Origin of the sequence: Enterocloster sp. OA13 (genome assembly GCF_022440595.1) — a bacterium.
GTDB classification, from domain to species: Bacteria; Bacillota; Clostridia; order Lachnospirales; family Lachnospiraceae; genus Enterocloster; species Enterocloster hominis.
In genome coordinates this window covers 2,430,943-2,446,998 of record NZ_JAKNTF010000001.1, presented here as the reverse complement: position 1 = coordinate 2,446,998, position 16,056 = coordinate 2,430,943, and the positions used below count along the sequence as shown (strand labels likewise).

Sequence of the window (16,056 nt, the reverse complement as noted above, 5' to 3'; positions counted from 1 at the left end):
CAGAGGCATTGACGGCAGCGGACAGCAGGAAAGTGGCCATAAGCGTGAAGAACCTGTACAAGATTTACCGTGTGGGTGAGATGAAGGTCCGTGCCCTTGACGGTGTGGATTTTGAGATATATAAGGGGGAGTTCGTGGCGATTGTGGGAACCTCCGGATCAGGCAAGTCGACACTTTTAAACATGCTGGCCGGTCTTGAGAAGCCCACCAGGGGCGAGATAGAGATAGGCAGCACTCATATAGAAAAGATGACGGAAAAGCAGCTGGTGACCTTCCGCCGTGAAAAGGTAGGATTCATTTTCCAGTCCTACAATCTGCTGAACACCATGAATGCAGTTGAGAATGTGGCCCTTCCCCTTTCGTTTAGGGGTGTGTCAAAACGGAACAGGCTGAAGCAGGCCAGGAAGTTCATGGACCTGGTAGGCGTGGGGGACCAGGCAAGGCATATGCCAAACCAGATGTCAGGCGGACAGCAGCAGAGGGTGGGTATAGCAAGGGCCCTGGTGGTGAACCCGCAGATCATATTTGCGGACGAGCCAACGGGAAACCTGGATTCCAGGACCACCATGGAGGTGCTGCGGCTGATGCAGAAGATTGTCAGGGAGCAGGGGCAGACGCTGGTCATGGTTACACATGACAACAACCTGGCTTCCTATGCGGACCGGAGGATCCGGATCGTGGATGGGAAAATCGTGGGCATAGAGACCGGCGGCAGGCTGGCTGAGGAGACCCATATAGAAAAGGGAGTATGTGAGAATGAAACCAATGAAAATTCGTAAAGGTCTTATACTGGTATCAATGGTATTCCTGATGGCCGGGGCACGTCCGTCCGGCGTGATGGCCAGCAGCTATCAGCTGGGCTATAACACCAACGCCAGTGACAATGATTATATTTCCACAACCAAGGCGCCAAGGGGAAGGATTGGCAAGTCCATGTCCATTTCCTTCCGGGTAAGGGCCACGGATGAGGATATGGACAACCTGAAGATAAGCCTTCTTCAGACCAATGACTTCCAGCAGATTGAAGAGCGGGGCAACGGGGATTATACGGTTGACTACTATCCCTTTGAAATCATGGAAACCACGTTCCTGGCTAAGAATGTGGGCAATATCAAGAAGGGCAATATTAAGAGCGTATCCCTGTCGGCCAATGTGCGCAGGGACGCACAGCAGGGCTATTACAGCATCCCCATACTTCTGGAGTGGGACGGCGGTACGGATATCGACTATATCAATATCTGGATTTCAACGGACACATCATCCGGGACAGACGATGAGGAGGATAAAAAAGAAGGCAATTACTTTGTCATCGGAGAGAATCAGGCAACCCCCCGGGGCGTGTATCCCAATGTGATGGACTATACGGTTAATTTCCGCAACAAGCGCAATACCACGGCCCAGGATGTAACCATCAGCATGCAGCTGTCAGAGGATGACACCAAGTTCCCGTTTGAGATTAATGACGGCAATTATGACAGGACCTTTGAGCGGGTGCAGTCAGGTGAAACCGTTTCGGCCCCGTACAGCATGGCCATACGCAAGGACTCCTACACCGGCTATTATCCCATAAAGTATACCATTACCTTCCGCCTGAGTTCGGAAGGCGACCTGCACACGGAAGAGGGGACCTTTTACGTACATATCGTGTCCAAGGACAAAGAGGACAATCTGGGCGATTTTGACGCTAATGACAGGACCAGGGCAAGACTCATCGTGGACAGCTATTATACGGTTCCTGAGCAGGTCTATGCCGGCAATGAATTCGAACTGGTGCTGAACATGAAGAATGCGTCCACCTCGGTTCCTGCCAGCAATATCCTGTTTAACCTGGAATCTGAAAAGGTATCGGACAGCGCGGTATTCACAACCAAGTCAGGGTCCTCCTCCATGGTGGTCAATGACCTGGGTTCGGGACAGAGCACCGAGGTGCGGGTCAGGTTCACGGCCAGGGCAGGCGTGGACCAGCGCTCCTATGCAATCACCATCAAGGAAAAATATGACAGCCCTGAGTTTAAGAACGCGGAAGAAAGTATCGTGGTGGACATACCGGTGAAGCAGTATGCCAAGCTGAGCACCAGTACCATAGACGTGATGCCGGACAGCATGACGGTTGGCTCTGAGTCCAATGTGATGTTTGGCATCAATAACACGGGAAAAGTCATCCTTTATAATGTGACGGCTGCATTTGAAGGGGATTCCATTAAAACCACGGACGCCTATGTGGGCAATATCAAACCGGGCGACACGGGCAATGTGGACATCATGCTAACGGGCGTGGCACCCACCATGGATGACGGGACCATAAAGATAACGATTACCTATGAAGATGAAAACGGCGTGGCCGCAGAGCCTGTGGAAAAGGAACTGACCCTCTTTGTGACAGAGGAGATGGAAGATCCCTTTGGCATGGATGCCGGTATGGAGGCGGGCGCCATGGACGTGGAGGCAGAGCCGCCTTCCTTCTGGGGCAAGTATAAAGTTCTGGTGATTGCCGGAGCAGTGGCGGCAGTGGCTGTTATTGCAGCTGTTGCCATGGTTATTAAGAAGAAACGCAAGGCAGCCAGGGAAGAGGATGTGGACGATGAGATTTCCTGATCTTCTGATCATGAGCATTAACAATTTAAGGCGGAGGAAACTCAGGACGGTCCTTACCGTGCTGGGGGTCATCATCGGCACTGCCTCCATCGTGGTAATGGTATCCCTGGGAATCGGCCTGGACCAGATGTTCATGGAGCAGCTGTCCTCCTGGGGAAGCCTGACCACCATTGATGTGTATGGCGGTTCCGGCGGTTCATATTACGGCGGCGGGGCCGTCATGGTGGGAGGCGGCGGCAGCGGCAAGTCATCAGACCCCACCTATATTACGGATGAGGTGATGGAGAAATTCGGACGCCTGAACCATGTGTCCGGTGTCTCGCCCATCCTGGACATGAACGTGGTCATCCGCCAGGGCGCCTATGAGGCGCAGTACATGACCCTGAGGGGAGTGGGACAGAAGTTCCTGGAACAGATTCCTCTGGGAGAAGGCCGCCTGCCGGGACCGGGGGAGACAGGGCTGGTTTTTGGCAATACGGTACAGCAGGATTTTTATAACTCCAAGACCGGAAGGGGATACTGGGATACCGGTGAACTTCCGGACGTGGACTTCCTTAACAAGCCCCTTTTCATAATCTTTGATATGGATGCATACTTCCAGTCCAGGAACAATTCGGGCAGTTTTGGCGATTCAGATGACAGCCAGACCCGGGTCAAGCCTCCCAAGAAGTATATGATGGACGGAATCGGGCTGGTGGAGGGTGGCCCACAGGATTACGGCACGTATTCCTATGGTGTGTTTACCGATATAGACGGACTGAAGGCACAGCTCCGCAAGGCCTTCAAGAAGGGAACCGTCATCCCGGGACAGCCCACCAACAAAAAGGGAAAAGCGCTGCCCTACCTGGTATACAGCCGGGCGCAGATTTATGTGGACGATATGGAATATGTAAAGGATGTCCAGGCCCAGGTGGCTGATATGGGCTTTCAGGTGAGCAGCAGGATGGACTGGATGGAAAGTTCCAAGCAGCAGTCCCAGATGATACAGGCAGTACTTGGCGGAATCGGCGCCGTGTCCCTGTTTGTGGCGGCCATCGGCATCGCCAACACCATGATGATGTCCATCTATGAACGGACAAAGGAAATCGGCGTCATGAAGGTCCTGGGCTGTGACATGGGCAACATCCGCAACATGTTCCTTATTGAGTCCGGTTTTATCGGATTCATGGGAGGCGTGATCGGCATCGGCCTGAGTTACGGGATTTCAGGCATCATCAATAAGTTTGTCAGTCTGGAAGAAACCAATGGGCTGGTGGGCAACCTTTCCAGGATTCCGCCCTGGCTTTCCATATCCGCCATTGGGTTTGCCATCTTTGTGGGCATGGCGGCAGGATTCATGCCGGCCATGAGGGCCATGAAGCTGAGCCCGCTGGCAGCCATCCGCAATGACTGATTGGATAATTCAGTAGTAAAACTTCTAATAAACTATTGCAATATTAGAATAAATGATATATAGTAATAACAGGGCGTGTGACTGGCGGATAGTGGATGAACCACAGGGAGCACGCGGACCGTATTACGGAGATTTGGCCGACCGCCTGGGCACGTGTGTTTTTAGCGTGCCCGGCGGGCCGGCTCTTTTTATATTTACAGAGGAATAAACAATCACAGCAAATGGAGGAAACACTATGAAGCAGATGTCGCTGGAACAGGAATTGAGAAGCAATGCATATCCCGGACGTGGAATTGTCATAGGACGTTCTGAGGACGGGACCAAGGCAGTGACCGCCTATTTCATCATGGGAAGGAGCGCCAACAGCCGCAACCGCGTGTTCGTGGAGGACGGACAGGGCATCCGCACCCAGGCATTTGACCCGGCAAAGCTGGAGGACCCCAGCCTCATTATTTATGCTCCTGTGAGGGTTCTTGGCAATAAGACAATTGTGACCAACGGCGACCAGACCGATACGGTCTACGAAGGGATGGACCATCAGATGACCTTTGAGCAGTCCTTAAGGTCCAGGGAGTTTGAACCGGATGCCCCCAATTACACACCGCGTATTTCCGGTATCATGCACATTGAAAACAGCGGCTATAATTATGCCATGTCCATTTTAAAGAGCAATCATGGAAATCCTGACTCATGCCTGCGTTTTACATACGCCTATGAGAACCCGGCTCCGGGGGAAGGACGTTTCATCCATACCTATATGCATGACGGGACCCCCCTTCCAAGTTTTGAGGGCGAACCAAAGCCGGTGGGCATATCCGGCACCATTGACGGATTTACGGACATGGTATGGAACAGCCTGAATGAGGATAACAAGGTATCCCTGTTTGTCCGCTTCATTGATATAGCATCAGGAACCTATGAGACAAGGATTGTCAATAAGAACAAATAAAAAGAGAGAGGGATTTGTTATGAAAGAACTGGAACTGAAGTATGGCTGTAACCCCAATCAGAAACCATCCAGAATCTTTATGGAAGGGGATAAGGAGCTTCCCATCACTGTCCTCAGCGGCAGGCCGGGCTATATCAACTTCATGGACGCGTTAAACGGCTGGCAGCTGGTGAAGGAACTTAAGAAGGCAACCGGGCTTCCTGCGGCTGCTTCCTTTAAACATGTCTCACCGGCAGGGGCCGCAGTGGGCCTGCCATTGGATGATGTACTGAAGAAAATATACTGGGTGGATGACATGGGGGAACTGTCACCCCTGGCCAGCGCCTATGCAAGGGCAAGGGGCGCTGACAGGATGTCTTCATTTGGCGATTTCATTTCCCTGTCCGATGTGTGTGACACGGCTACGGCCAGGATCATCAAGAGGGAGGTGTCAGACGGCGTCATTGCTCCTGGATATGAGCCGGAAGCCCTGGAAATCCTCAGGTCCAAGAAGAACGGCAATTATAATGTCATCCAGATTGACCCGGATTATGAACCGGCTGCCATTGAGCGCAAGCAGATATTCGGCGTTACCTTTGAGCAGGGCCACAATAACCTGGAGATTAACAAGGAGCTCCTTCAGGATATCGTGACAGAGAACCGGGAGCTGACGGAACAGGCCAAGGTTGACCTTATGATTTCATTGATTACCCTCAAATACACCCAGTCCAACTCTGTCTGCTACGTAAAAGACGGACAGGCCATTGGCATTGGCGCCGGACAGCAGTCCAGGGTACACTGTACCCGCCTGGCCGGCAGCAAGGCCGACAACTGGTATCTGCGCCAGGCCCCACAGGTCCTTAACCTTCCCTTTGTGGACAGCATCAGACGCGCGGACAGGGACAATGCGATCGATGTCTATATCGGTGAGGATTACATGGATGTGCTGGCCGACGGCAGATGGGAAAAGACATTTAAGGTAAAACCGCCTGTGTTCACCAGGGAGGAGAAGAGGGCCTGGCTGGATACCATGTCCGGCGTGTCCCTTGGCTCGGACGCTTTCTTCCCATTTGGCGATAACATTGACAGGGCTTATAAAAGCGGCGTGAAGTACGTGGCCCAGCCAGGAGGTTCCGTGCGGGATGACCAGGTAATTGAAACCTGCAACCAGTACGGCATGGTCATGGCATTCACAGGAATCAGATTGTTCCACCACTAATCGTTTACAGACATTTTCTGGTATACAGGGAAAAGGCGGGAAGGCTTAAGTTTCAGGACTTCCGGCCTTTTTCCATGCCTTATCCCTTGTATAAAAACAGTTGCCTTCATCCATGCACAGGGGTATAATGAAGCAAGTGTCTTGAATGAGGAGATATGTTGTATGATAACGGACTTAACAGTGGGACATCCTAAAAATACATTGTGGCGGTTTGTGCTGCCCATGTTTGTAAGCGTCATGTTCCAGCAGCTTTACAACATTGCGGACAGCAGCATTGCCGGACGGTTTGCCGGAGAGGACGCGCTGGCGGCCGTGGGGGCTTCCTATCCCATCACGGTGATTTTCATGGCATTTGCAGTGGGCAGCAACCTGGGCGCGTCCGTGGTGGTATCCCGGCTTTTTGGCGCAAGGGACATTGGGAAAATGAAATCCGCTGTTTACACCGCATTCATTGCCTGCGGCGTCATGAGTCTGATCCTCACCGCGCTGGGATATGTGTACTGCGGCAGCATGATGCGTCTGATACATACGCCGTCCAATATATTCGGGGATGGGGAACTGTACCTGAAGATTTATGTGTTCGGCCTTACCTTTCTGTTCCTTTACAATGTGTGTACCGGGATTTTCACTGCTTTAGGGGACTCCAGGACGCCCCTGTACTTCCTGATCGGCTCGTCCATCGGCAATATCCTGCTGGATTACTGGTTCGTTGCAGGGTTCCACTGGGGCGTGGCAGGCGTTGCCTGGGCCACCTTCATTGCCCAGGGCATATCGGCTGGACTGGCCCTTGTCACCCTGGCCCTGAGGCTTAAGGGGATAAAGACCAGCCGGAAGGTGGTGCTTTTTGACCTTCTGCTGCTGTCCCAGATTGCTGCCATCGCTGTCCCCAGCATCATGCAGCAGAGCGTGCTTTCCGTTGGGAACATGTTTGTCCAGGAAATCGTGAACCGTTACGGCTCCGCCGTCATAGCGGGCTATTCCGGCGCAATCAAACTGAATACATTTGCAATCAACGCCTTCATGTCCTTAGGCGGCTGCCTGTCCAGCTACACGGCCCAGAACCTGGGAGCCGGTAAAAAGGAGCGGCTTCCCCTTGGCTTTAAGACAGGCGTCAGGCTGTCCATCCTTGCGACCATTCCCTTCTTTGTACTGTACTTTGGCTTCAGCAGACAGATGATGGGACTGTTCCTGGGGGACGGGAGTGAGGAGGCAATCCGCTCCGGCGTGGGCTTCCTGCGCATTGTAAGCCCCATGTACTTCATGATATCCATCAAGCTTATGACGGATGGGATCATCAGGGGTTCCGGGGCAATGGCATACTTTGTGCTGGCCACGGTGCCGGATTTGATCCTGCGCATCATCGTGGCCAATATCCTCACAGGATACTTTGGCAGCATGGGTATCTGGATGGCCTGGCCTTTTGGATGGATTGCGGCTACTGTGCTGACGGTTGTGTTTTACAGGAGGATTGTTACCGGGAAGTATTGTATCCGATTGTAGTTGGAATCATCTGTTTTTGTCCTGTTATTTTCAGCCGGGCATCTACGGCGTATCAAGACCGTTCTGGAAATGTGAAGCTTTTGTGAATTCGCCCCAATGGAAGCATTTGTCTCTTGAACCTGAAAAATGTTTGTGCTAGGATATGTTTGTTAATGAAGACGTGCGGGGAAGGGATGCATTTGGAAGGGATGTGTTTGGAAGACATGTGCTTGGAAGACATGTGCTTGGAAGAGATGTGCTTGGAAGACATGCGTTTGGAAGACATGTGTTTGGAAGAGATGCGTTCGGAAGAAACGCATTGGAAAGAGGCATGTTGGAAAGAGATGCCTCCGAAAGAGCCGCACTGAAAAAGACTCAGTCAGAGAGGAATGCAGCGAGTGGGACATGCCCTGAAAATCGGGCAAACGCTGCAGAGGGACGGGATTGGTGACAAAGGAAAAGCTGCAACAATATATAAAAACCATATGGAATGTGTTTGGAACCGTGTGCCTTATACTGGTACCCTGTGTATCGTATGTCCTGTTTGAATATGTGACAGGTAATCTGGCCACGGTTCCAGGTGATATGGCGGTGTGGAATATCGCATGGATGTATGTGCTTTATCTTGCCGCTTTTGCTGTCAGCGGGACCAGCCGGATTGCTGTTCCGGTTATTTCCGCGGCACTGCTTATCATATCCATGGCAGAGGCGTTTGTGGTGGAGTTCAGGGGAAGGCCCATCATGCTTTGGGATGTGATGGCTTTCAAGACCGCGGCCACGGTGGCGGGGAATTATGCCTTCGTGGTTTCGCATGAAATGAAGCTTGCGTGCATGGCAGTTGTGCTGATGAACGCAGGCCTGTGGTTTGCCCCGCGGCGGGTCAGGGGATGGAGACAGCGTCTGGCGGCTGGAGGTGCGGTGGCTGCCCTCACAGGCGGTTTTGCTGCGTGGTTTTTTATTTCCCTGGTGCCGGGGCGTGGATGGGGCATCAATATGTGGGAGGTCAATGACTCCTATAAGGAATATGGATATGTGCTGTCCACTGCGGTTTCCATGCAGTATGTGGTTAAGAAGCCGCCCCATGGCTACAGCACCGCGCGGCTGAAGGAGATTCATGGCCGTCTGGAGGAAGAAGGGCAGGTGCAGCTTGCATCCCTGGACAATGTACAGACTGACAATAGCGGGGATATCACGCCTGTGAACCTGATATGTATCATGAATGAAAGTCTGTCAGACCTTAGGACGGCAGGGGATTTTACCACGAATGTGGAGTATTTCCCATTCATTAACAGCCTTAAGGAGAATACGGTGAAGGGCAGCCTGACCGTGCCTGTGTTCGGTTCCATGACAAGCAATTCGGAGTACGAGTTCCTTACAGGGGATTCCATGGCCCTTCTGCCTGCCAATTCCATTGCATACCAATTTAATGTAAAGCCTGATACCTATTCCCTGGTAAGCACATTAAAGTCCCAGGGCTACTCTGCGGTGGCCATGCATCCTTATCCTGGGGAGAACTGGAACCGTGTGGAGTGTTACCAGAATATGGGATTTGATGAATTCCTGGATGAGGAATTTTATGAGGAAAGTGAACAGCTGCGCAATTATGTCAGCGATAAGGCGGATTATGACAGGCTGATTGATGTGGTGGAGGGCAAGGAATCACCGGATGACAGGCTGTTCATCTTCAATGTCACCATGCAGAACCATGGGGGCTATGAAGGCGAATATGATAATTTCCAACAGGAGGTATGGCTTACCGGTAAATATGAGGGCCAATACCCCAAGACGGACCAGTATCTGTCCCTGATGAAAAAATCAGACGAGGCATTCCAGTACCTGCTGGAATATTTTTCCCAGGTGGATGAACCAACCATGATTGTCATGTTTGGCGACCATCAGCCCAGCGTGGAGGATGAGTTCTATGACGCCATCGCGGGCATGCCCAGCAGCCAGGTGCCGGTCCAGGACCGTCTGATGTGGTATGAGACGCCTTTCATTATCTGGACCAATTATGACATGCCTTCTGAGGACATGGGGAAACTGGGCGCCGTCTACCTTTCCACGGAGGTATTGAAAAGAGCAAACCTGGACATGACGCCATATAACCGTTTCCTTCTCCAGCTGGAGGAAGTCCTGCCAGTGGTGCATTTCCTTGGCTGTTACGACAGGGAAGGCAATTATTATTACTGGCCCAAGGCTGAGTCGGAGCGCTGCCCGTACCAGGACATGGTCCTGGACTATGAAGCGCTGGTGTACAACCACAGTCTGGACCGGAAAAAGTATAAAGACATGTTTGTCGTAAAATAGTATAAGCCCCGAAAAAATTGTAAAAGCACTTGGCAAGCTGCCCTCGCATAGAATGAAATTAAGAATGTGCAGGGTGGCTTTCTTTGAAGACTTTTCCAAAACCATTATCAGCAGGAGAGGAAAAAGAGTATCTGGAGCGCTGCAAAGAGGGCGACCAGTCAGCAAGGGATATGCTGATTGAGCATAATATGCGTCTGGTAGCCCATGTGGTAAAGAAGTACCAGGGCTCTGATTATGATATGGAGGACCTGCTGTCTGTTGGGACCATCGGCCTTATCAAGGCCGTGAATACGTTTAATGCCGATAAAGGATCGCGACTGGCCACCTATGCAGCCAGATGCGTGGAAAATGAAATACTGATGCTCCTTCGTGCCAGCAAGAAATTTTCCAAAGAAGTATCGCTTTTTGAGCCCATCGGGGTAGACAAGGACGGCGAGACCGTGAGCCTGGTAGATGTCATCGAGATGGACAATAAAGAAACTTTGGATACCATGATACTGAAGCAGGATGTGAAAGAACTGTATGAGGCCTTTGAATCCTGTCTGACGGAGACAGAAAAAACCGTATTGGGAATGCGTTACGGGCTGTACAGGGGCAAGGAACATACCCAGCGGGAGATTGCAGGCAATCTGGGCATTTCCCGCTCCTATGTGAGCCGGATTGAGAAGAAGGCGATTGAGAAGATACGGGCGGAGTTTTCAAGACATGGATAAGCAATGAAGGTTGGAAAATACGGAGCATCGGGACTGATTATGGTTCCGATGCTGTTTTATGCTGTCTTTTGTCGTGAATTCCCCCTTTACCCTGAGGGGCTGAATCATTTATACTATATAAAATAAAGCCGGCATCTTGATTAAGAAGGCAAAAGGAGACAAGCAGTTCATGGGAAAAGGGCGTTCTGGAAGAAAAGACAGCAAAAAAGTGTGGAAAAACCGTCTGGCCGGGGTGTCTGCGGTTACATTGTTACTTGTGGCGGCCCTTTACTCCGCAGACCGGCTTCCAGTCAGGGCAAATGGGGGCCGTGGACCGCAAGCAGGGATAAATGGGGTGGAAACCAGGAGTGATGAGGCAAAAGGCAGGAGTGATGAGGCAAAAGATGGGAACGATAAGGAGAAAGACAGGAAATATGGGGCAAAAGACAGGAACGATAAGGAGAAAGACAGGGAATATGGGGCAAAAGACAGGAACGATAAGGAGAAAGACAGGGAATATGGGATGGGAGACAGGGATGATGGGGGAGGCATAAGAATAGGCGGAATAAGCAGCCAGGAGGAATGGGCAAGGAAACAGCTGGAGGGTATGTCCCTGGAGGAAAAGGCGGCGCAGCTATTCATCATCACGCCGGAACAGCTTACAGGCTGCGGCCAGGTTACCCAGGCCGGGGAGGTTACCAGGGAAGCGCTGAGACAGTATCCGGTTGGAGGCCTTATCTATTTTTCCAATAATCTGGAGGATGCCGGCCAGTTAAAGACAATGACCGGAGATACCCAGAAGATGGCTATGGAGGAGATCGGGATACCGCTGTTCCTCTCCATTGATGAAGAGGGAGGGGATATTGCCAGGATTGGGAAGCATGATGGCTTCCGGGTAGCGCAGGTGCCGTCCATGGATGTAATCGGTGCGTCCGGGGACCGTGTTCAGGCATATCGGGCGGGCAGTACCATTGGTGCATATCTTCATGAATATGGATTGAATCTGGATTTTGCACCGGATGCGGATGTTCTGACCAACCCGGACAATACAGTGGTAAAGACGCGCTCCTTTGGCCGGGATCCACAGCTGGTTACAGAGATGTCCCTGGCATACCTTGAGGGGCTTTGGAAACAGGGGGTTTATGGGGCGCCAAAACATTTTCCTGGACATGGAGCCACAAAGGGGGACAGCCATGAAGGGTTTGCATATACGGATAAAACATGGGAAGAGCTTGAGGAGGCTGAGTTGAAACCATTTTATGCCATGGTGGGGAACCAGGTGCCTTTTATCATGGCAGGTCATATCTCGCTGCCTGCAATCACAGGCGGGGACCTTCCCTGTTCCCTTTCGGGCCAGGTAATCCAGGGATATCTCAGGGACAGGATGGGATATGAAGGCATCATCATCACGGACGCATTGAACATGGGGGCCATTGAGGACCACTACCCCTCCGGTCAGGCGGCGGTGATGGCGCTGCAGGCTGGTGTGGACATGCTTCTGATGCCGGCGGATTTTCCGTCTGCCTACGAAGCTGTGGTGGAAGGGGCCGGGAATGGGGAAATACCGCTGGATCGTCTGGATGCATCGGTCCTGCGCATTTTAAGCCTGAAAGCTGAAATTCGAAAAATATTATAAAAAGATAGAAGAATTGTGCATTGTTTTATCGAAGCAATGCCCTTATACTATTCATAGCAGGCAGAACCGGCGGTTCAGCACCTGTTCTGCCTTTCTTGCTGCAACCAAGTGTTCATGAAGGAGGAAAAACAATGGCGATTTTAGTGACTGGAGGCGCCGGTTATATCGGAAGCCACACCTGTGTGGAGCTTTTAAATGCAGGTTATGATGTAGTAGTAGTAGACAACCTTTACAATTCCAGTGAGAAGGCGCTTCAGAGGGTGGAGCAGATTACAGGTAAGAAGGTTAAGTTCTATGAGGTGGACCTGTTAGACCAGCCTGCGCTAAAGGACGTGTTTGATAAGGAAACAATAGAGTCCGTCATTCATTTTGCAGGACTTAAGGCAGTGGGGGAGTCCGTGCATAAGCCTCTTGAATACTATCATAATAATATAACAGGAACCCTGATCCTCTGTGATGAGATGAGGAAGCATGGGGTAAAGGATATCGTGTTCAGTTCCTCCGCAACCGTATACGGCGACCCTGCTGAGATACCCATTACCGAGAACTGCCCCAAGGGTGAGATTACCAATCCATACGGACGTACCAAAGGCATGCTGGAGCAGATTCTTACGGACTTACATACAGCGGATGCCGGGTGGAATGTGGTGCTTCTGCGCTATTTCAATCCCATCGGCGCCCATGAAAGCGGCCTGATTGGGGAAGACCCCAAGGGAATCCCCAACAACCTGGTTCCCTATATTGCGCAGGTTGCTGTTGGGAAACTTGAATACCTGAATGTATTCGGTAACGACTATGATACCCCCGATGGCACTGGTGTGCGTGATTACATCCATGTGGTTGACCTGGCAAAGGGCCATGTAAAGGCTGTGAAGAAGCTTACTGACAGGGAGGGCGTCAGCATCTACAACCTGGGAACAGGCGTTGGATACAGTGTGCTGGATGTGTTTCATGCATATGAGAAAGCCTGCGGTAAGACACTGAAGTATGAAATCAAGCCGCGCAGGGACGGGGATGTGGCCGTATGTTACTCTGATTGCGCCAAGGCAAAGAAGGAACTGGGCTGGGTTGCTGAAAAGGGAATCGAGGAAATGTGTGCTGATTCCTGGAAATGGCAGTCCATGAACCCGGACGGATACAGGGATTAATTAAATACAGATAACAGGATGGCCTGCGGCTGGAACATGATTCCGGCCGCAGGCTTTCTGTTCAAAAAGATTTTGTGCAAAAAGAACGAATGTTCTGATTTCTCCTTGATTTAAGTGTCCGGATATGATAAACTGTATGAACAAACATATGTTCGAAAGAGGCGGTGCCATGTTAATACAGGAGAATCTGTCCATACAGGAAAAACTGAAGATACTTACAGATGCAGCCAAGTACGATGTGGCCTGTACTTCCAGCGGCGTGAAGCGGAAGGGAAAGGCGGGAAGCATTGGGAATACATCGGAGGCCGGAATCTGCCACAGCTTTGCCGCGGATGGGAGATGTATATCCCTTTTGAAGATACTTTTTACCAATCAGTGTATCTATGACTGCAAGTATTGTGTCAACCGATGTTCCAATGATGTGGTCAGGACGGCATTCACGCCGGACGAGGTGTGTAAACTGACCATTGAGTTTTACAGGAGGAATTATATTGAGGGACTGTTCTTAAGTTCCGGAATCCTCTATAATGCCAATCACACCATGGAACTGATATACGAGACTTTATATAAACTACGGAACCAATGGAACTTTAACGGTTACATCCATGTAAAGGCCATACCGGGAACGGATGCAGAACTGGTGGAGCGCACCGGATTCCTGGCAGACAGGATGAGCATCAATCTGGAACTTCCAACCGCTCAGGGGCTTAAGGACCTGGCTCCGGGCAAGACCCGGGATAAGATACTTGCACCCATGCGGCAGATTCAGCAGGGGATTTCCGTGTCCAGCCATTTACTGGGATATGACAGGGGATATAAGAAGCCTTACAGCACGGAGCGCGCCGGCTTTGCAGGAGGCGCTGCCCTGATACGCCCGGAACTGGCTGAGGCGCCGGGTGCTGCACTGGACAGGAAGATATCCGCGAAGGTTACTGGGCAGGGAGAGTCCCAAGGACTGGCAGGAACGGACCAGGGCGTGCCGGGGGGAGATTCACATAACGATATGTATACCACCCAACCGGATGCCCGCCCCGGATGCATTAAAAGCCGTCTTGTGCTTCCTGCTTCCCAATATAAGAAGTCAGCATTCGTACCGGCTGGGCAGAGTACCCAGATGATTGTGGGAGCCACGCCGGAGAATGATTATCAGATGATGTCGGTTACCCAGGCATTGTACCAGAACTTTGGACTGAAGCGGGTGTTCTATTCTGCCTATATTCCTGTGAATGAGGACAGCTGTCTGCCAAGCCTTCCAGGAGGCCCGCCCCTTCTCAGGGAACACAGGCTGTATCAGGCGGACTGGCTTCTGCGTTTTTACGGCTTCAGGGCTGAGGAACTGCTGTCGGAGGACAGGCCGAATTTCAACGTATTTCTGGATCCTAAGTGTGACTGGGCCCTGCGCCATCTGGAAGGCTTTCCGGTAGAAGTGAACCTGGCACCTTATGATGAACTTCTCAGGGTACCGGGGATGGGGGTCAAGTCAGCTTCCAGGATTGTTGCTGCCAGAAGAAGCGGAAGACTTGGGTTTGAGGATTTGAAGAAGATGGGTGTGGTCTTGAAGAGGGCCAGATATTTCATTACCTGTTCCGGGCGCATGATGGAGGGGGCAAGGCTGGACCAGGATTATATTACCAATTGCCTTGTGGGCGATGAGCAGCGGGCCAGATGGGATATAGAACACAGGGACAGTTTCAGGCAGCTTTCCCTGTTTGACGATATGCATATGGAGATGCCTGTAACCAGAGATGACCACTATGCCGCGGCAGCCGGGCATTTTTAGGATAAGGGAGGGATAGGGAATGACCATATATTTATGCGTGCCGGATTTTGAGGGAATCCTTTGCGGCATATATGATGCATGGATGAGCCGGAAAGGCCACGACAATGTACGCCTGGAGTTAAAGGGGACGTACCATGAACTGGAACTGTTCAGCGAGTATGTGGAGCCGGAATCCACCCATGAGAAGGCCCATAAGGTAATTAAGTCTGTGTGCAGTAAGCTTTCCCAGGAAGTATATAAGAAGATATATGTTGCATCCTTAAGCCAGGATACGGAGAGGGCGGACAAGATATACCGTTTCCTTGTACAGGCATTTGGCATTGGACCGGGGATACTGGACCAGCTTCAGATTCCTGAGAACTGTGATATATTTGAACTGTGCCGCAATGTTTATAATGAGAACCATCTTCTGGTGGAATTCCTGCGGTTTTCCCAGGCAGCGGGCGGTGTGCTGGTGTCAAGGATTGGACCGAAAAACGATGTGATGACCCTTCTTGCGCCTCATTTTGCAGACCGGCTGCCGGAAGAAAATTGGATTATTTATGACGTTAACCGGGAGAAGGCAGCTGTCCACCCCAAGGGAAAACCGTGGATTCTGGTTAATCATCCATTGGAACAGCCGGATGGGGACAATATATGGCAGCTGTGCCTGGAGCAGGAAACGGATGAGCGGGAATACGAGGATTTGTGGATTTCCTTTTTCCATACCATTGCAATTAAAGAAAGGACAAATCCAATCTGCCAGAGAAACCACCTGCCCCTGCGTTACAGGGCCTATATGACAGAGTTCCAAAGAGAACGTTAAAATGAATCCAATCATGCCCCTTGTCTTTTTGTTGTTCTTTTAGTATAGTAATACTATCTGTATTTCATTGGAAC

At 51.2% G+C, this 16,056-nt stretch carries 13 protein-coding genes and 1 riboswitch; of the genes, 12 read left to right on the top strand and 1 reads right to left on the bottom strand.

What is annotated here, in order from left to right; translation table 11 throughout:
- Positions 1-80 precede the first annotated feature (80 nt).
- The 6 genes from MCJ35_RS10935 (at position 81) to MCJ35_RS10910 (ending at position 7,635) form a co-directional block, all read left to right on the top strand.
- Positions 81-779 (top strand): ABC transporter ATP-binding protein, encoded by a 699-nt coding sequence (locus tag MCJ35_RS10935; protein WP_050927287.1) that lies wholly within the window; start codon positions 81-83, stop codon positions 777-779.
- Positions 757-2,595 carry a COG1361 S-layer family protein gene (locus MCJ35_RS10930; RefSeq protein WP_025487132.1) on the top strand — a complete coding sequence of 613 codons (1,839 nt, stop codon included), beginning with the start codon at positions 757-759 and terminating at the stop codon, positions 2,593-2,595. Before MCJ35_RS10935 ends, MCJ35_RS10930 begins: the two co-directional genes overlap by 23 nt.
- Entirely contained in the window at positions 2,582-3,988 is a 1,407-nt protein-coding gene (locus MCJ35_RS10925; protein ID WP_025487133.1) for an ABC transporter permease, read from the top strand. Before MCJ35_RS10930 ends, MCJ35_RS10925 begins: the two co-directional genes overlap by 14 nt.
- A gap of 67 nt (positions 3,989-4,055) precedes the next feature.
- A riboswitch (ZMP/ZTP riboswitch) is annotated at positions 4,056-4,146 on the top strand.
- A 77-nt stretch (positions 4,147-4,223) separates the two neighbouring features.
- Complete coding sequence (locus MCJ35_RS10920) at positions 4,224-4,937, top strand: IMP cyclohydrolase (RefSeq protein WP_008716380.1); 714 nt, start codon at positions 4,224-4,226, stop codon at positions 4,935-4,937.
- Between the two features lie 19 nt (positions 4,938-4,956).
- Complete coding sequence (locus MCJ35_RS10915) at positions 4,957-6,135, top strand: phosphoribosylaminoimidazolecarboxamide formyltransferase (RefSeq protein WP_008716378.1); 1,179 nt, start codon at positions 4,957-4,959, stop codon at positions 6,133-6,135.
- 162 nt (positions 6,136-6,297) lie between these two features.
- Positions 6,298-7,635, top strand: coding sequence for an MATE family efflux transporter (locus MCJ35_RS10910; protein ID WP_025487134.1), 1,338 nt, complete (start codon positions 6,298-6,300; stop codon positions 7,633-7,635).
- 135 nt (positions 7,636-7,770) lie between these two features.
- On the opposite strand, the gene MCJ35_RS32025 is transcribed toward MCJ35_RS10910, so the two are convergent.
- Positions 7,771-7,947, bottom strand: coding sequence for a hypothetical protein (locus tag MCJ35_RS32025; protein ID WP_155858517.1), 177 nt, complete (start codon positions 7,945-7,947; stop codon positions 7,771-7,773).
- Positions 7,948-8,058: 111 nt separating this feature from the next.
- Between MCJ35_RS32025 and MCJ35_RS10900 the strand changes: the two genes are divergently transcribed.
- The 6 genes from MCJ35_RS10900 (at position 8,059) to MCJ35_RS10875 (ending at position 15,982) form a co-directional block, all read left to right on the top strand.
- Positions 8,059-9,921 (top strand): LTA synthase family protein, encoded by a 1,863-nt coding sequence (locus tag MCJ35_RS10900; RefSeq protein WP_008716370.1) that lies wholly within the window; start codon positions 8,059-8,061, stop codon positions 9,919-9,921.
- Between the two features lie 83 nt (positions 9,922-10,004).
- Positions 10,005-10,634: an RNA polymerase sporulation sigma factor SigK gene (gene sigK / locus MCJ35_RS10895; protein WP_008716368.1), complete on the top strand. Its 630-nt coding sequence runs from the start codon at positions 10,005-10,007 to the stop codon at positions 10,632-10,634.
- 169 nt (positions 10,635-10,803) lie between these two features.
- Positions 10,804-12,249: a glycoside hydrolase family 3 protein gene (locus tag MCJ35_RS10890; RefSeq protein ID WP_025487136.1), complete on the top strand. Its 1,446-nt coding sequence runs from the start codon at positions 10,804-10,806 to the stop codon at positions 12,247-12,249.
- 131 nt (positions 12,250-12,380) lie between these two features.
- Positions 12,381-13,397 carry a UDP-glucose 4-epimerase GalE gene (galE, locus tag MCJ35_RS10885; protein ID WP_025487137.1) on the top strand — a complete coding sequence of 339 codons (1,017 nt, stop codon included), beginning with the start codon at positions 12,381-12,383 and terminating at the stop codon, positions 13,395-13,397.
- Positions 13,398-13,566: 169 nt separating this feature from the next.
- Positions 13,567-15,177, top strand: coding sequence for a putative DNA modification/repair radical SAM protein (locus tag MCJ35_RS10880; protein WP_025487138.1), 1,611 nt, complete (start codon positions 13,567-13,569; stop codon positions 15,175-15,177).
- A gap of 19 nt (positions 15,178-15,196) precedes the next feature.
- Positions 15,197-15,982 (top strand): TIGR03915 family putative DNA repair protein, encoded by a 786-nt coding sequence (locus MCJ35_RS10875; protein WP_008716360.1) that lies wholly within the window; start codon positions 15,197-15,199, stop codon positions 15,980-15,982.
- Positions 15,983-16,056: the final 74 nt, after the last annotated feature.